At 62.8% G+C, this 16,497-nt stretch carries 17 protein-coding genes; 7 read left to right on the top strand and 10 right to left on the bottom strand.

Annotated features, from left to right (window positions below):
• The first annotated feature begins 128 nt into the window (after positions 1–128).
• Both AC5DC2_RS02305 and AC5DC2_RS02300 read left to right on the top strand, forming a co-directional pair.
• Positions 129–890, top strand: coding sequence for a sugar phosphate isomerase/epimerase family protein (locus tag AC5DC2_RS02305; RefSeq protein ID WP_024708034.1), 762 nt, complete (start codon positions 129–131; stop codon positions 888–890).
• A gap of 11 nt (positions 891–901) precedes the next feature.
• Positions 902–2,035, top strand: a complete 1,134-nt coding sequence (locus AC5DC2_RS02300) for a Gfo/Idh/MocA family protein (protein WP_491697355.1) — start codon at positions 902–904, stop codon at positions 2,033–2,035.
• A 20-nt stretch (positions 2,036–2,055) separates the two neighbouring features.
• On the opposite strand, the gene AC5DC2_RS02295 is transcribed toward AC5DC2_RS02300, so the two are convergent.
• Both AC5DC2_RS02295 and AC5DC2_RS02290 read right to left on the bottom strand, forming a co-directional pair.
• Positions 2,056–3,072, bottom strand: a complete 1,017-nt coding sequence (locus AC5DC2_RS02295; RefSeq protein WP_491697354.1) for an AraC family transcriptional regulator — start codon at positions 3,070–3,072, stop codon at positions 2,056–2,058.
• A gap of 81 nt (positions 3,073–3,153) precedes the next feature.
• Complete coding sequence (locus AC5DC2_RS02290) at positions 3,154–3,975, bottom strand: SDR family oxidoreductase (protein WP_491697353.1); 822 nt, start codon at positions 3,973–3,975, stop codon at positions 3,154–3,156.
• Positions 3,976–4,256: 281 nt separating this feature from the next.
• On the opposite strand from AC5DC2_RS02290, the gene mgrA reads away from it, so the two are divergent.
• Positions 4,257–5,306 carry an L-glyceraldehyde 3-phosphate reductase gene (gene mgrA, locus AC5DC2_RS02285; RefSeq protein ID WP_491697352.1) on the top strand — a complete coding sequence of 350 codons (1,050 nt, stop codon included), beginning with the start codon at positions 4,257–4,259 and terminating at the stop codon, positions 5,304–5,306.
• Positions 5,307–5,389: 83 nt separating this feature from the next.
• On the opposite strand, the gene AC5DC2_RS02280 is transcribed toward mgrA, so the two are convergent.
• A complete protein-coding gene (locus AC5DC2_RS02280) occupies positions 5,390–6,403 on the bottom strand; it encodes a zinc ABC transporter substrate-binding protein (RefSeq protein WP_491697351.1) in 1,014 nt (337 codons plus the stop codon).
• A gap of 135 nt (positions 6,404–6,538) precedes the next feature.
• Here AC5DC2_RS02280 and AC5DC2_RS02275 point away from each other — a divergent pair, with 135 nt between their 5' ends.
• From AC5DC2_RS02275 to AC5DC2_RS02265, 3 genes are read left to right on the top strand one after another with little or no spacing between them, the layout of a single operon-like run.
• Positions 6,539–7,333, top strand: a complete 795-nt coding sequence (locus tag AC5DC2_RS02275; protein ID WP_491697362.1) for an ATP-binding cassette domain-containing protein — start codon at positions 6,539–6,541, stop codon at positions 7,331–7,333.
• Positions 7,326–8,120, top strand: a complete 795-nt coding sequence (locus AC5DC2_RS02270) for a metal ABC transporter permease (protein ID WP_024708026.1) — start codon at positions 7,326–7,328, stop codon at positions 8,118–8,120. The genes AC5DC2_RS02275 and AC5DC2_RS02270 overlap by 8 nt, the downstream gene beginning before the upstream one ends.
• A 19-nt stretch (positions 8,121–8,139) precedes the next feature.
• Complete coding sequence (locus AC5DC2_RS02265) at positions 8,140–8,538, top strand: Fur family transcriptional regulator (RefSeq protein ID WP_024708025.1); 399 nt, start codon at positions 8,140–8,142, stop codon at positions 8,536–8,538.
• A 16-nt stretch (positions 8,539–8,554) separates the two neighbouring features.
• Here the strand turns inward: AC5DC2_RS02265 and AC5DC2_RS02260 are convergent, their stop codons facing one another.
• From AC5DC2_RS02260 to AC5DC2_RS02250, 3 genes are read right to left on the bottom strand one after another with little or no spacing between them, the layout of a single operon-like run.
• On the bottom strand, positions 8,555–9,847 hold the full coding sequence (locus tag AC5DC2_RS02260) for a GGDEF domain-containing protein (protein WP_491697350.1): 1,293 nt from the start codon (positions 9,845–9,847) through the stop codon (positions 8,555–8,557).
• Positions 9,844–10,389: a gamma carbonic anhydrase family protein gene (locus AC5DC2_RS02255; protein WP_024708023.1), complete on the bottom strand. Its 546-nt coding sequence runs from the start codon at positions 10,387–10,389 to the stop codon at positions 9,844–9,846. Before AC5DC2_RS02255 ends, AC5DC2_RS02260 begins: the two co-directional genes overlap by 4 nt.
• 31 nt (positions 10,390–10,420) lie before the next feature.
• On the bottom strand, positions 10,421–11,110 hold the full coding sequence (locus AC5DC2_RS02250; RefSeq protein ID WP_491697349.1) for a fumarylacetoacetate hydrolase family protein: 690 nt from the start codon (positions 11,108–11,110) through the stop codon (positions 10,421–10,423).
• 308 nt (positions 11,111–11,418) lie between these two features.
• Here AC5DC2_RS02250 and AC5DC2_RS02245 point away from each other — a divergent pair, with 308 nt between their 5' ends.
• Positions 11,419–12,492 (top strand): GGDEF domain-containing protein, encoded by a 1,074-nt coding sequence (locus tag AC5DC2_RS02245; protein WP_152534520.1) that lies wholly within the window; start codon positions 11,419–11,421, stop codon positions 12,490–12,492.
• Positions 12,493–12,598: 106 nt separating this feature from the next.
• Here the strand turns inward: AC5DC2_RS02245 and gnd are convergent, their stop codons facing one another.
• The 4 genes from gnd to rpsD all read right to left on the bottom strand — a co-directional run.
• The gene (gene gnd, locus AC5DC2_RS02240; RefSeq protein WP_024708020.1) at positions 12,599–14,023 is read right to left on the bottom strand and encodes an NADP-dependent phosphogluconate dehydrogenase; all 1,425 of its coding nucleotides are present in this window, start codon (positions 14,021–14,023) and stop codon (positions 12,599–12,601) included.
• A 162-nt stretch (positions 14,024–14,185) separates the two neighbouring features.
• Complete coding sequence (gene ttcA / locus AC5DC2_RS02235) at positions 14,186–15,043, bottom strand: tRNA 2-thiocytidine(32) synthetase TtcA (protein ID WP_491697361.1); 858 nt, start codon at positions 15,041–15,043, stop codon at positions 14,186–14,188.
• A gap of 46 nt (positions 15,044–15,089) precedes the next feature.
• The gene (locus AC5DC2_RS02230) at positions 15,090–16,016 is read right to left on the bottom strand and encodes a glutaminase (protein WP_491697348.1); all 927 of its coding nucleotides are present in this window, start codon (positions 16,014–16,016) and stop codon (positions 15,090–15,092) included.
• Positions 16,017–16,124: 108 nt separating this feature from the next.
• On the bottom strand, positions 16,125–16,497 hold a 373-nt coding region (gene rpsD, locus AC5DC2_RS02225; RefSeq protein WP_491697347.1), incomplete at its 5' end, for a 30S ribosomal protein S4.

Below are 16,497 nucleotides of genomic sequence, written 5' to 3'. Positions count from 1 at the left end.
TTGGAAAGTCCCGGCTTTCCCTTTCTGGCAAACGCGATAGAATTGCGGGACGGAAACACCTTTGCCGGCGCATGCCCGCGCCGGTCTCAATGCGGAGTTCGGCAGCACGCAACTGCCGGGAGGATGAGATGACGAAACTCGGATTTCAACTGTACAGCGCGCGCAATTATCAGCCCTTTTCCGGCGTGTTCCGCAAGCTTGCGGCCGCGGGTTATGGCGAGGTCGAGGGCTACGGCGCGCTTTATGACGATCTCGACGAGGCCGGCCTCGACCGGTTGGCCGCCGACCTCGAGGCAATCGGCCTGTCGATGCCGACCGGCCATTTCGGTCTGGCCATGCTGGAGGAGGACCCGGACCGCGTTCTGGAGATCGCCTCCAGGCTGAAGATGGACAGCGTGTTCTGCCCCTTTCTCCTGCCCGACCAGCGGCCCGACACGGCGAAGGGATGGAAGGAGTTCGGCGCGCGGCTGGAGGCGGCCGGAAAACCCTTCCGTGACGCCGGCCTCGTCTTCGGCTGGCACAACCACGATTTCGAGTTCGCGCTTCTGCCGGACGGCACGGCGCCGATGCGGCACCTCATGGCAGGCGGCCCGTCGCTTGCCTGGGAGGCCGATATCGCCTGGGTGATCCGCGGCGATGCCGATCCCTATTTCTGGATCGAGCTGTTCAAGGAGCGCATCACCGCCGTCCATGTGAAGGATATTGCGGAAGCCGGCGAGAACGAGGACGAGGATGGCTGGGCCGATGTCGGTTACGGCACGGTTGACTGGAAGGGGCTGATGAAGGTGCTGAAGTCCATGCCGATCAGGCATTACATCGTCGAGCATGACAATCCGAACGACGTCGATCGTCTGATCGAACGTTCGATCGCGTCCTTCCAGACCTTCTGAACGAGGCAAACATGACCAAGGAACTGGGTGTCGGCATCCTCGGATGCGGCAATATTTCCGCGACCTATTTTTCGCTCGCGCCGATGTTCAAGGGCATCAGGGTGCTGGCCTGCGCCGACATCAACGCGGCCGCGGCCGCGGCGCGGGCGGAGGAGTACGGCGTCACGGCGCAAGGCGTGGACGATCTCTTCGCCAATGACGAGATCGACGTCATCGTCAACCTCACCATTCCGGCGGCGCATTACGACATGTCGCGGCGCGCGCTCGAAGCCGGCAAGCATGTCTATTCGGAAAAGCCGCTCGTGATTTCCGTCGACGAGGGCAAGGAACTCGGACGCCTCGCGGCGGAAAAGGGCCTTGCCGTCGGCTGCGCGCCGGATACGTTCCTGGGCGGCGCCCATCAGCGCGCCCGTAAATATATCGATGAGGGCGGGATCGGGCGGGTCACCTCCGGCACCTGCCATGTGATGAGCCCGGGCATGGAGATGTGGCATCCGAACCCGGACTTCTTCTTCCTGCCGGGCGGCGGCCCGGTTCTCGATCTCGGACCCTATTATATCGCCAATCTGATCAACCTGATCGGACCGGTGAAACAGGTGGCGGCGCTGACCTCGATGGCGAACGAGACCCGCACCATCACCTCCGAACCGCGGCGCGGCGAGATCATCCCGGTCAAGACGCCGACCAATATCCACGCGCTTCTCGAGTTTGAAAGCGGCGCAACGGTCTCGCTTGCGGCAAGCTGGGATGTGTGGGCGCACCGCCATTCCCCCATGGAGCTTTACGGCACCGAAGGCTCGCTGTTCGTGCCCGATCCGAACTTCTTCGGTGGAACGGTGGAGGCGGCCGGACGCGACGGCGCCGTTGAGGTGCTGGACCTCGGCGATCATCCCTTCGGCAAGGCGAACCAGAACCTCGACAAGGGCGGGCGGGCAAACTACCGCACGGCGGGCCTGGCGGATATGGCGATGGCGCTGATCGAGGGGCGTGACGCCCGCTGTTCGCTCGAACGCGCGCTGCATGGGGTCGACGTGATGGCGGCAATCCTGAGATCGGGCGAAACCGGCGCTTTCGTGCCGCTGTCGACGACCTGCACCCAGCCGGCGGCCCTCGACGCCGAGGCGGCCGCGGCGCTTCTGCGGTAACAAGGCCCGATGCCTTGCCCTCAGGCGGAGCGTCGCTGCGGCGGCGTTCCGACCCTTCCGGCATGTCTCGCGCCTTCCGGCGTAAGGCCGGTCCATATCCGGAACGCCCGGTTGAAGGAATTCGGCTCGCTGAAGCCGAGGAGAAACGAGATCTCCGCCGACGGCAATGCCGTTGTCGTCAGATAGTGCCAGGCCAGGGCCTCGCGCGTCTCCTGCAGTATCTGTTGGTAGGAACAACCTTCCGATTCGATGCGTCTCTGCAGCGTGCGCTTGCTCAGCGAGAGCTTGGTTGCCACCGCCTCGATCGATGCGAGCCCGCTCGGCAGACCTTCCAGCAAGGCGGCCTTCACCCGTCTGACGGTCGTTGCGCCTTCCTCCAGATCGGCGAGCCGTTCACGCAGGCCCGGTTCGAATGCGTCCCACAGGCTTTCATTCGAGGTCAGGAAGGGGCGGGCGGCATCGCTCGCGGAGAAGGTCACGGCGTTGCGCGCGGCCGGTTTCATGCGTGCGCCGAGAAAGTCCTCGAAGGGCCCGGCCTGGGCCGGCGGTGCGGTCGTTTCGACCTCGACCGGGTTGATCAGTTCGCGCGTGCCCATGCGCGCGAGCGTTACGGCAAAAAGCAGTTCGAACTGGATCATGCTTTGCGGCGGGTGGAATGGCGCATCAAGCCATGTCATCTCGACCGTCACAATATCCTCTGTTTCGATGAGGTCGAGGCGCATGGGCGCGATCAGTTTCTTGTAGGCCCTGATGCGGCTGAGCGCCACGCCGAGGTTGGGGCTGCACAGGGCGGCGAACAGGGGCGGCGAGAAGGATTCGGCGCGGACGGCCCGGCAGAGTTTCAGGGGAAAGAGCCGGTCATCCTGCGCCACCGCCTCCCAGAGACGGTAATAGTCCTCCGAGGCGAGCCGGAGGCCGGGACGCTGCAGAAGATCATCGGCGAGCCCGGCGCGCCTGAGGATGTCGGCCGGCACGAGGCCGAGATCCTTGAGCAACGGACGCCACGTGGCGTCAAGCGCATAGCCGGTCGTCATCATATGTGGCTTCATCCCTCATAGCGCGCTTCCGCTTTTCCTGGAAACGCTTCGACCCATCAACGCATTCTGCATGATCCGGCTTCAGTTGCCCATGCCGAATTGCGCCTTGAGACCGCCGATGAAGGTCGCGTCATCGCTTGCGGCGCGCCTCTCGAGAATGTCCACCGCATCTTCGCCCGCGGCATAGCGCAGTTGCGGCGTTTCGTCGGTGGCCGCGCGATAGACCACTTCGGCGATGGTTTCCGGCGACGAGCCGTTTTTCATCATCGGCCCGATGGCCTCAAGCAGCGTGTTCACAACCGGCTGGTATTCCTCCAGCGCTGGATCATTGCTGAAGTCGAGGGAGCGGCCGGAAAAATCGGTTCGTATGCCGCCCGGCTCCACGATCTTCACGGCGATGCCGAGGGGCTCCAACTCGAAATGCAGCGATTCCGACAGGCCTTCCACGGCGAATTTCGTGCCGTGATAAAGTGCCCCGAGCGGAAAGGTCATTCGTCCGCCGATCGATGAGATATTGACGATCACGCCGCTCTTTTGGGCGCGAAAATGCGGCAGCAGCGCCTTCGTGACGGCGATGAGGCCCATAACATTGACATCGAATTGCCGGCGGGCCTTCTCGAGCGGCGTCGCCTCCAGCGGCCCGAAGGCGCCGTAGCCGGCATTGTTGACCAGCACGTCGATTGCTCCGAAGGCCGAAATGCCGGCCTGGACGGCGCTCTCGATCGACCTCTGGTCCTCCACGTCGAGGCGGGCGACGAGCGTGCGGTCGAGACGCGTCAGTTCGGTTTCCTTCTCGGGCGCGCGCATGGTCGCGACCACGTTCCAGCCCTTGGCCTGGAACAGCCGCGCCGCAGCGCGGCCGAGGCCGCTCGACGTGCCGGTGATAAGAACGGTCCTTGTCATGATGTTTGCCTTTCCTGATCTCGACGGGAGATGGCAGGATAGCCGCCAGGGAAAGCGGCCGCATTGGCGGATGATGCCGTTCTTCAATCCGATCGCGCCAACCGATCCCTTCGGCCCGGCAGCCAAGAACATGGATCATTGCGGGCGAATGGACTATAGTCCGGCCTGGATTTTCCCAATGGCGGGCGGCTTTTTGCCGCGCGCTTTCTCCCACTAGCGCCTCTTCACGCGAAGGTTCCGTCCCTGAACCGGGGCGCCACGTCGAAATCAGGATGACAATAATGAGCTGGACACCGTCCGAAACGCGCTATGACACGATGAAATATAACCGCTGCGGCACTTCGGGCCTGAAGCTGCCGGCAATCTCGCTGGGGCTCTGGCACAATTTCGGCGACGACACGCCGCGCGAGCGCAAGGTCGCGATCTGCCAGACCGCCTTTGACGCGGGCATTACCCATTTCGATCTCGCCAACAATTACGGCCCGCCGGCGGGCACCGCCGAGACGGCCTTCGGTTCGATCATGAAGAAGGAGTTCGCCGGCCTGCGCGATGAAATGATCATCTCGTCAAAGGCGGGTTACGGCATGTGGCCGGGTCCCTATGGCGAATGGGGCAGCCGCAAATACATGATCGCCTCCTGCGACCAGAGCCTGAAACGGCTCGGTCTCGACTATGTCGACATCTTCTACTCGCACCGCTTCGATCCCGACACGCCGCTTGAGGAAACCATGCTGGCGCTCGACCATATCGTCCGTTCGGGCAGGGCGCTTTACGTGGGTATCTCGTCCTATAATTCGCAGCGCACCCGCGAGGCCTATGCGATCCTGAAGGAACTGAAGACGCCCTTCGTCATCCACCAGCCGAGCTATTCGATGATCAACCGCTGGGTCGAGGACGACGGGCTTCTTGATACGCTGGAGGAACTCGGTCTCGGCTCGATCGTGTTCTCGCCGCTCGCCCAGGGCATGCTGACGTCCAAATATCTGAACGGCATCCCGCAAGACAGCCGCGCCGCCCAGGGCAAGTCGCTGCAGCAGGCCTTCCTGAAGGACGAGACGATCGCCCATATCCGCGCGCTGAACGCGATCGCCGAGCGGCGCGGCCAGACGCTGGCGCAGATGGCGCTCGCCTGGGCGCTGCGCAAGGGCCGGGTAACGACGGCGCTGATCGGCGCGAGCCGTCCCGAACAGGTGACCGACTGCGTGGCAGCCCTCGACAATCCCGATTTCACCGATGCCGAACTGGCGGAAATTGATACCTACGCGCTCGACGCCAATATCAACATCTGGGCGAGATCGGCCGAGCGGAAAGGCCCCGAACGCAAGAAATAAAAAAAGCCTGCGGGTGGCAGCTACGACACCCGCAGGCCACTTCCCCCGGCCATGCGCGTGCCCGGGGGAAGTCTTCATGGCGTTTATTCGGCCACAAAGCAGTCGGTCAGATTGCCGGCCAGGTTTTCCAGCAGAACGAAGTAGAGGTCGGGTCCGTCTTCAAGGCCGGCGCCCAGCGGATCGAGAACGCCGGTGCGGGCGTCGGTTCCCTCGATGACCGCGTCGATGATTTTCGGCGGGAATTGCGGTTCGGAGAAGACGCAGGCCGCTCCCAGTTCCGTCAGCTTGTCGTGGATTTCGCGAATGCGCTGGGCGCTCGGCGGCGCTTCCGGATTGACGGTGATCGAACCTGCCGCCTCGACGCCGAAGCGATGACCGAAATAGTGGTAGGCGTCGTGGAAGACCACATAGGGTTTTGCCGGAACGCTGTCGATCTGGGCCTGGATGCCGGTGGTCAGTTCGTCGAGCCTGGTCTCCAGTTTCGCGGCATTGTCCGCATAGATTTCGGCGTTGGCGGGGTCGCGTTGAGACAGGGTTTCGGCCATGGCGGCGGCGAAGGCCCGCGCATTCAACGGATCGAGCCACATATGCGGGTCGACTTCTCCGTCATGATGGTGTCCGGCTTCTTCGTGCCCGTGCCCGTGCCCGTGCTCGTCTCCGGCTTCGCCATGGTCGTCGTGATCGTGCTCGGCATGCGCATCCTCGTCATGATCGTGGTCATGAACGTCGAAGGCGCCGCCCTCGCGCGGTTCCAGCGTTTCCACGCCGGGGGCTTCCTCCAGCTCCACGATCTCGGCGTTGCCGCCGAGCGCCTCGAGCGGCTTGTCGAGGAAGTGCTCGAGCGCCGGGCCGATCCAGAACACGACGTCGGCCTCCTGCAGTGCGCGGGCCTCGGAGGGAGCCATGCTGTAGGTGTGCGGCGAGGCCGCGCCCTTGACCAGAAGCGTCGTCTCGGTCTCCGTTCCGGCCGTGATTGCGGTTGCCAGCGAATAGAGCGGCTTGATCGATGTGACCACCTTCAGGTTATCGTCCGCGATGGCGGCGCCTGCGGCCGAAACGGCAACCGTTGCGAGAAGAAGCGTATGAAGGGATTTCATCAGGACCTCACTTGCATGGGAATGTAATGTTATTACATCAATTGCGTAATGCTATAACGTATGTCATAGAACGCCGCAAGACGGAGTTTTCAGAAATTGACCAAGACCAATGACGAGGCCGGACTGCTGGTTTCGATGCAGGATGCCGGGATCAGGCGCGAGGGGCGCTTCCTGGTGCGCGGCGTCAGCTTCGATGTGCGCCGCGGCGAGATCGTCACCCTGATCGGGCCGAACGGCGCCGGCAAATCGACGAGCGCGAGGATGGCGATCGGCGTGTTCGAGCCGGACGAGGGCAGGGTGTGGCGCGCGTCCCGCTTGAAGATCGGCTATGTGCCGCAGAAGCTCAATATCGATCATTCGCTGCCGCTGACCGTGCGCCGTCTGATGACGGTGACGGGGCCGCTGTCGCGCGCGGAGATCTCCGAGGCGCTGGAGGCGGTCGGCCTGTCTCATATGGAAGAGGCAAGCGTTCAGACGCTGTCGGGCGGCGAATTCCAGCGGGCGCTTCTGGCCCGGGCAATCGCCCGCAAGCCGGACCTGCTGGTGCTCGACGAACCGGTGCAGGGCGTCGACTATTCCGGCGAGATTGCGCTTTACGAGCTGATCTCGAAGATCCGCGACCGCCAGGGCTGCGGCGTGCTGATGATTTCGCACGACCTGCATGTGGTGATGGCGCAGACCGATATTGTGGTCTGCCTCAACGGCCATGTCTGCTGCACGGGAACGCCAGAGGCCGTCAGCGGCAGCGAGGCCTATCAGGCGCTGTTCGGCGGGCGGGCATCGGGCGCGCTGGCGCTTTACCGCCACCATCACGACCACACCCATATGCCGGACGGCCGGGTGCGCCATGCTGATGGCTCGGTGACCGACCATTGTCATCCGCAGGACGGCCACCACGCGCATCATGACGGCGAGAAATCCCATGCTTGACGATTTCTTCACCCGCGCGCTGATTGCCGGCATCGGCGTTGCCCTGATGGCGGGGCCGCTCGGCTGCTTCATCATCTGGCGGAAGATGGCCTATTTCGGCGATACCATGGCGCACTCGGCATTGCTCGGCGTCGCGCTCTCGCTGCTCTTTGCCGTCAATCTCACCCTCAGCGTCTTCGTGGTCGCGACGGCGATTTCGGTCCTGCTCATTCTGCTGGAGCGCCGACGGGCCCTCTCCACCGACAGCCTGCTTGGCATTCTCGCCCATTCGACGCTCGCCGTCGGGTTGGTGATCGTTTCCTTCCTCACCTGGGTCCGGGTCGATCTCATCAGCTTTCTCTTCGGCGACATCCTGTCGGTCACGCGTGCCGATATTGCCATCGTCTGGCTGGGCGGGCTGGTCGTCGTCGGCGCGATTGTCGCGCTGTGGCGGCCGCTGCTTGCCGCGACCGTCTCGCCGGAAATCGCGCAGGCGGAAGGCCTGCGGCCTGAAACAGCGCGCTTCGTCTTTATGCTGCTGATGGCGCTGGTGATCGCGATCGCCATGAAGATCGTCGGCATCATGCTGATCACGTCGCTGCTGATCGTGCCGGCGGCGACCGCGCGCCGCTTTGCCCGGACGCCGGAGGCCATGGCGATGATCGCCTCGCTGATCGGTGCGGTCTCCGTGGTGATGGGCCTTTATGCCTCGCTCTATTATGATACGCCCTCGGGACCGTCGATCGTCGTCGCCGCGATGCTGTTGTTCGTTGCCGGCCTGGCGCCTCTTGCAGTCCGACGCGCATGAAGGAGGTTTTGTCATGCCCATAGCCACCCGTAAACTGACGCGCAACCAGTCTCTCGTCTTCGATTGCCTTTCCGGCAGCGACGGGCCGCTCAGCGCCTACACCATCCTCGACAGGCTGAGGGATCACGGTTTCAAGGCGCCGCTTCAGGTCTATCGCGCGCTCGACAAACTCACCGATGCCGGCATGGTGCACCGGCTGGAAAGCATGAATGCCTATGTCGCCTGCGCCCATCCGGACGAGGACTGCACCCATCACGGCATGACCGCCTTTGCCATCTGCGAGGGGTGCGGCGCGGTGATCGAGTTCCATGCCCATGAAATAGAACATGCGCTGGCGGCGCTGGCGCAGAGCAGAAAATTCAGGCCCGAGCGGATGACGGTGGAAATGCGCGGCCTGTGCGAGGCCTGCCGAAGCTGAATGGCATAGGCGCCGGTCAGGAAGCTTTTTGCTCGGCCGTGTCGCTACCGCTTTTCGCCGCGGAAGGCTGCCGGTCTTCCTCGCCCGGATTGTCGAGAGATGTCAGGTTGCGCCCTGCCTGTTTGGCCGCATAGAGCGCCCGGTCCGCCCGTATCAGCAGGCTGCGCGGTTCGTGATGCGTCCTGGAGGGGCGTTCGGTCGCAACGCCGATCGAGACGGAGAGCCGCTTCAGCGGGCTTGTCGCATGCGGGATGTCGATCCGGGCGATGGCCTCGTGGATCCGGCCGGCCATTCTCAGCCCGCCATTTTCCTCGCAGTTCGGCAGCACCAGCGCGAATTCCTCGCCGCCGAAACGCGCCGGCAGGTCGCTTTCGGCGCGCGTGCTCGCCTTGAGCGCGGCGGCAACCTGCTTGAGGCACTCATCGCCGGCCGGATGGCCGTAGGTGTCGTTATAGCCCTTGAAGTGATCGATATCGATCATCAGCAGGGTCAGAGGCTCGCCGCTGAACCGCGCCGTCTCCCAGCTTTGCCGCAGGCATTCGTCAAACAGGCGCCGGTTGGCAAGGTCGGTCAGCGCATCGGTGTTGGAGATATGATCGAGCGAGCGATACTCGCTCAAAAGCGCCTCGCCGCGCAGCTTCTCGCGCAGGTAAAGCAGGAAGATCTTTCGCTCGATGGTTTCGATCCGCAGGTTGGCGAGCAGCGTCAGCGTCGTCGTCGCCAGAAGAAAGATCAGCGGCGAGGTCTTCTCGTCGGAAGTGAGCGTCGGCAGAGGCAGGATGAAGTAGACGGCGATGGCGAAGTTGATCCCCGAGGCCAGAAGCGCCTGGGGCGGGCGCAGGGGCAGGGCGATATTGGCGATGACGGCGACAAGAATGAAGGTATAGGGCTCATAGCGCACGATCGGATTGCCGACCGTGACCAGCATCAACCCGGCTCCGAGCGAGGCGACGGAGATGCCGAGGATCGACATCAGTCCCGGCAGTCGCGTGTCGTGGCGCTGTGCGATCACCAGTGACAGCGCTGCCACCAGAACGCCGATAACGCCTGCCCGGATGATCGAGAGCTCCACAATCAGGTCCGGGCGGTAGACCAGGTCGACGATAACGAAGGCAAACAGAAAAGCGATGCCGACCAGCGCAGTGCGGACGATCTGGCGATGGCGGCTGGCGTGGATATGGGCATTGAACCGTTCTTCGAGTTCCGGCGGAAATGTCAGCACCCAGCCCTTGCGCGAAAGCTGCCTGCCGATCAATTCGTCAAGCGCCTGGTCGCGTTTCGGCAAGGTGATGAACGGCGACGGATTCATCCGGTTGAACCGCTTCCGATAACCGTGAGTTCGCGTTCGAACCGCTTCCAGTTTTCCTGATAGCTTGTCGCCGAGCGGCGCAGACCCTCGATTGAAGCCGCATCGAGCGTGCGCACCGCCTTCGCCGGAGCGCCGACGATAAGGCTGTTGTCGGGAAAGGTCTTGCCTTCCGTCACCAGGGCATTGGCGCCGACAAGGGAGTTGCTGCCGATAACCGCGCCGTTGAGAATGGTGGCGCCCATGCCCACGAGGCTGTTGTCGCCGATCGTGCAGCCGTGAATGATGGCGTGATGGCCGATCGTGCAGCCCCTGCCGATGGTCGCGGGCGCGCCCATGTCGGTGTGGATCATCACGCCGTCCTGTATGTTGCTGCCGGCGCCGATGGTGATCGGTTCGTTGTCGCCGCGCAACACGGCCCTGAACCAGATACCAACGTCATCGCCGATGATGATGTTGCCGATCACCGCAGCATCGGGTGCGATCCAGAAGGCGCCTTGCGCGGGAAGTGTCGGTCGGCGGTCGCCGAGCGCGTAAATCGTCAATTTCCGTCCTCCTGAGAAACGTCAGAGTATATCAGATCACGTCGAATGCAAGTTTTGCGACAGTGTCGATCTCGCAGGCGATCCTGTCGCCGCGTGAAACCGGCCCCACCCCGGAGGGCGTTCCGGTCAGGATGATGTCGCCGGGCGCAAGCATGACGTAGCGAGACAGTTCCGCGATGATTTCCGGCACTTTCCAGATCATCTGGCTGAGGTCGCCGCGCTGGGTTTCCGCGCCGTTGCGATAAAGCGTGATCGCGCCTGCGTCCGGATGACCGATATCCGCGGCGCGCGCGATTTCGGATACCGGCGCCGAATGCTCGAAGGCCTTCGCCATCTCCCAGGGCCGGCTCTTCGTTTTCGCCTCGTCCTGTATATCGCGCCGCGTGAAATCCACCGAGACGCCATAGCCGTAGACGCAGTCGAGAGCCTTCTCAAGGTTGATATCGCTGCCGCCGGCCCGAAGCGCCACATAACACTCGACCTCGTGGTGCACATTCGCCGAGCGGCTCGGATAGGGAAAGGAAAGGCCCGGCAGAAGCAGGTTGTCGGGGTTCTTCTGAAAGAAAAACGGCGCCTCGCGATCGGGGTCGTGGCCCATCTCCACCGCATGGGCGGCGTAGTTCCGTCCCACGCAATAGACGCGGCGAACCGGAAAGCGCTCCTCGATACCGGTCACGGGGATCAGTTTCGCGGGTGGCAGAGGAAATACGGTTGCTGACATTGCCGGTGTGTCTTTCTGCTGTCTGCTGCGGAGCCTTAAGTTTTGGGCCAATCGGCTCGCCCGATCAAGCCAACCCTTTATGCAAATGAAGATTGAGCAGGGGACGGTTAGCCTTTGTGGACATTTTTTACTTGTGGTGAACGGGGCATTAACCGTAACAACGGCCCCAATTGCGTGATGCGTTTCCCCTGAAATGTCTGTGACCGAAAGCCGTGGCGCTGCGAGGCGCCTTCGGTGGGAGGCATCACCCGTCGTTCTTGCCGGAGAATGGGAACGGGCGAAAAAACCGGAAAGCGGGACAGCGACTGATGATAGAGAGTTTCGGTATTCTCGCGAGCATGCTGGAGAAAGTGGGTTTGGCCGCATTGGTCATTCTGACCTACCGCGCCATCCTGCGCTCTCGCTTGCCGTCGCTCTGGTCGGGGCCCGCGATCGGCGTCCTCTTCAGCCTCGGCGCGGCCATCACGATGATCGATCCGCTGGTGGTCGGTCCCGGCATCGTCGTTGACATCCGCGTTGTCATGGTGGGCCTGGCCGCGCTTTTCGGCGGTTTCTGGGCGGCGCTGATTGCCTGCGTCGTCACCGTCGCCGTCAGAATATCCATTGGCGGCGCCGGCATGTTGCCCGGAACGGTCAGCATCATCATGGCCGCCGTCATCGCGCTCGTCTTCGTGCGCATTCGCGGCCCGAGGCGCGATCTTGGCAACCTTGCGCTTCTCGGGCTTGCGATTTCCCTCAGCCTTTCCAGCGTTCTTCTGATGCCGCTCGATTTCGTGATCAACACGGCGGCGAAGTCCTTGCCGGTGCTTGTCGTCAGGAATGTGCTCGGCGCGATGATTCTCGGTTATCTCCTGGCGATGGAAGAAAACCGCGAAGTCGAGCACAACACCTTCAAGGAACTTGCCGAACGCGATGCGCTGACCGGCCTCTCCAACCGCCGGGCGCTGGAAGTGCTGGAGCGGCGCAATCCGAACCACGACACGACCGAACTCTTCTGCGTCATCATGTTCGACCTCGACCATTTCAAGACCGTCAATGATACGCACGGCCACAGTTTCGGCGATGCCGTGCTGGCGCGCTTTGCCGAAATCATTTCGCGGCGCATCCGCGGAAGCGACCTTGTGGTGCGATACGGCGGCGAGGAGTTCTGCGTCATCCTCAATGATGCGCTCCTGAGCAATGCCGCCCGCATTGCAGAAGATATCAGGCAACAGCTTGCCGGCGAGGTTTTCGGCGGCGACGTCACCGTAACGGTCAGCGCCGGCGTCGCCCAGTCGTCCGAAGATGAGCCCTCGGTCTATCCGGTGATCAAGAGTGCCGACAAGGCGCTTTACGAGGCCAAGCGCGATGGCCGCAATCGCGTGGCGATCCACGCGGAGTAACCGCTCCTTCCTGTTGCCGGGAGCCCGGCAGAACGAGCGCCTTGCAAAAAAAAAGCCCCGCGCCGGCGGGGCTTTTTCCGTTTCGTGATCCTGCGATGCGCCTTCTTCAGGCCGCGCCGCTGCCCCAGGGGCCGTGATGGATGTCGAGGCCGTCGAGACGGTCGAACCCATGGGCGCCGAAGAAGTCGCGCTGCGCCTGGATCAGGTTGGCGGTGCCGCGCGACTGGCGATAGGCGTCGAAATAGGTGAGCGCCGAGGCGAGGCCCGGCACCGGAAGGCCGGCGGAGGTGGCGGCGGCAACGATGCGGCGCAGCGACGGCAGGCACTCGTTGACCATGCCGGCAAAGGCGGGCGTGACGATCAGGTTGGCAACATCCGGCGTTTCGGAAAAGGCCTTGGTGATCTCGTCGAGGAACTGCGAGCGGATGATGCAGCCGGCGCGCCAGATCCGGGCGATTTCCGGCATGGGCAGGTTCCAGCCATACTGCTCGGAGGCCGATGCCATCACGTCGAAGCCCTGTGCGTAAGCCGCGATCTTGGCGGCGAAGAGCGCCAGCTCCAGGTCGCGGTTGAGCCAGGGACCCGGCGGGATCTTGAATTCCAGTTCTTCCTTGTTGAACATCGGCTCGGCGGCCTTGCGTTCATCGCGCATGGACGACAGGCAACGGGCGGCGACGGCGGCCTCGATGACGGTGGCCGGGACGGCAAGCTGCTGCGCTTCGATCGCGGACCAGCGGCCGGTGCCCTTCTGGCCGGCGGCATCGACGATGATGTCGGGCATGGCCTTGCCGGTTTCCGGATCGGTCGCCGTCAGCACCTTGGCGGTGATCTCGATCAGGAAGGAATTCAGTCGACCATTGTTCCATTCGCTGAAGACATGGGCGATTTCCGAGGCGCTCATGCCGACGCCGTCGCGCAGGATGCCGTAGATTTCGGCGATCATCTGCATGTCGGCATATTCGATGCCGTTATGGATGGTCTTGACGAAGTGGCCGGCGCCGTCCGGGCCGAGCCAGGCGCAGCACGGGTCGTCGGCATATTTCGCCGAGATCGAGGTCAGCACTTTCTCGACGCGGGCATAGCTGTCTTCCGTGCCCCCGACCATGATCGAGGGACCGTGACGCGCGCCTTCCTCGCCGCCGGAAACGCCCATGCCGATAAATGTCAGGCCCGTGCCTTCCAGCTCCTGGAAGCGGCGGCGGGTATCATGGAAATTCGCATTGCCGGCATCGATGATGATGTCGCCATTGCCGAGATAGGGGCGCAGCTTTTCGATTTCCTGATCGACCGGATCGCCGGCCTTGATCATGATGATGAGCGGGCGCGGCGGGCGGATGGCGGCCACGAATTCCGAAAGCGTTTCGGTCGGCACAATGTTTTTCTGAAGGTCGCCGGCGCTTGCGTAAAAGGCGCGCGTCTTGTCGACCGTGCGGTTGTAAACGGCGATTCTGTTGCCTTTTTCGGCAATGTTCAGGGCGAGGTTGGAGCCCATGACACCCAGACCAATCAGGCCGATTTCTGCTTTTTCCACGACATCACCTCTCGTGTTTGATGGTGGCCTTTTGTGGCATCGTGGCAGACAAACGGCAAGGCCGCGAGGCGCAGAACCTTCTCTTTTCAGGAAGATGACCGAAAGTTTAGTGAAACTGACATAATATCGCGGACCCGAAAAGCCGTCTTCCGATCCCGGACTTCAGTCGGCTTGAGGTCTCAACCCGGCAAAATCGAAAAGCTTCGGATCGAGAAGATGCGAGGGATTCGCATTGCAGAGCGCCCGCAGCATCACTTCCTTGCGACCAGGCATGCGGGCTTCCATGTCGGCCAGCATCTGCTTCATTGCGTTGCGCTCCAGCCCGTCCTGCGAACCGCAGAGATCGCAGGGGATGATGGGAAAGCGCATCGCCTCGGCAAAGCGCGCCAGATCGTCTTCCGCCGCATAGGCAAGCGGGCGCAGAAGCGTCAGGTCTCCGTCATCGTTCAAGAGCTTGGCCGGCATGGTGGCAAGCCGGCCGCCGTGGAAGAGGTTCATGAAAAAGGTTTCGAGAATGTCCTCGCGGTGGTGGCCGAGCACCAGCGCATCGCAGCCTTCCTCGCGTGCGATCCGGTAGAGATGGCCGCGCCGGAGCCTCGAGCAGAGCGAGCAATAGGTGGAACCCGGCGAAAGCTTGTCGGTGACGATCGAATAGGTATCCTTGTATTCGATCCGGTATCTGACCCCGAGCTTCTCGAGATAGCCGGGCAGAACATGTTTCGGAAAATTCGGCTGGCCCTGATCGAGATTGCAGGCAATGAGTTCGACCGGCAGCAGACCGCGCCATTTCAGCTCCATCAGCACGGCGAGAAGCCCGTAACTGTCCTTGCCGCCCGAAAGCGCGACGAGCCAGCGCTTCTGCCCGTCCAGCATGGAAAAATCGGAGATCGCCTGGCGCGCCTGTCGCAACAGCCGCTTGCGCAGCCGCTGAAAGCTGACGGAGGAGGGCGCATCGGCAAACAGCGCGCGGAAGGCGCCGTCTTCCGCCGTGGTTTCCTCGAGGGTCTCTGCGTCGCTCATGGTCTCGTCACTTTCATTCAACATTTGCATTGCCGGGTCGTGCCGTTCAGGTGCCGAACACCGACCAGCCGGTGCGTGCGGCAAGCATTTCCAGCGCAATGCTGCCAAGCAGGGAATTGCCGGTCTCGTCAAGTCCCGGCGACCAGACGGCGATCGAGGCCCTGCCGGGGGCAACGGCGAGAATGCCGCCGCCGACGCCTGATTTTCCCGGAAGGCCGACCCGAAAGGCGAAATCGCCGGAGCCGTCATAATGGCCGCAGGTCAGCATGATCGCGCTGATGCGCCGTGCGCGCCTGGGCGAGACGACGGAAAAGCCCGTCAGCGGATTGGTGCCGCGATTGGCAAGGAACAGGCCGGCATGGGAAAGCTGGACGCAGTTCATGGCAAGCGCGCATTGGTGAAAATAGACGCCGAGGACATGGTCGACGGGGTGTTCGACATTGTTGAAGCCGCGCATGAAATTGGCGAGCGCGAAATTGCGATAGCCGGTGCGCTGCTCGGATCGGGCCACCGCCTCGTCAATATAAAGGCTCTCGTCATTGGCGACATAATGCATGAAACGCAGGAACTCGCCGATTGCCTCGCGCGGGCGGTGGCCGGCCAGCACGATGTCGGAGACCACGATGGCGCCGGCATTGATGAAGGGATTGCGGGGGATGCCGTGCTCGTGCTCCAGCTGGATGATCGAGTTGAAGGCCGAGCCCGAGGGCTCGCGCCCGACGCGGCGCCAGATCGTCTCGCCCACCTTGCCGAGCGCGAGCGTCAGCATGAAGACCTTGGAAATGCTCTGGACCGAAAAGGCGGTCTCCGCATCGCCGGCGCGGTAGGTCGTGCCGTCGACGGTGGTGATCGCGATGCCGAGCTGCTTCGGGTCCACCTTGGCAAGCTCGGGAATATAATCGGCCACCTTGCCCTCGCCGAGCCGGGGGGAAAGATCGCGCACAATGTCGTCGGCAATGGCCTGCAGGTCCATGGTCGTCCTCTCGGGGTTTGATACCCACACTAAACGCAACATGCGCCGGACAAAAGAAAAGCCGCCCCGGAGGAGCGGCTTTTCGAAATGCAATCCGCGTGAGAAAAATCAGCGCGAATAGAACTCGACGACGAGGTTCGGTTCCATGATGACCGGGTAGGGGATATCGGCAAGCGCCGGAACCCGTACGTAGGTCGCAACCATCTTGGAATGATCGGCGTCGATATATTCCGGAACGTCGCGCTCGGCGAGCTGGGTTGCCTCGAGAACGCTTGCAAGCTGCTTGGAGCGCTCGCGAACCTCGATGACGTCGCCCGGCTGGCAGCGGTAGGAGCCGATGTTGACCCTGGTGCCGTTGACCGTGACGTGGCCGTGGTTGACGAACTGACGGGCGGCGAAGACCGTCGGAACGAACTTGGCGCGGTAGACGATCGCGTCGAGGCGGCTTTCCAAGAGGCCGACCAGGTTTTCACCGGTGTCG

Source organism: Martelella sp., assembly GCF_984369615.1.
Note: the sequence above shows the minus strand (reverse complement) of the source record. Positions and strands in the feature narration are given on the sequence as shown.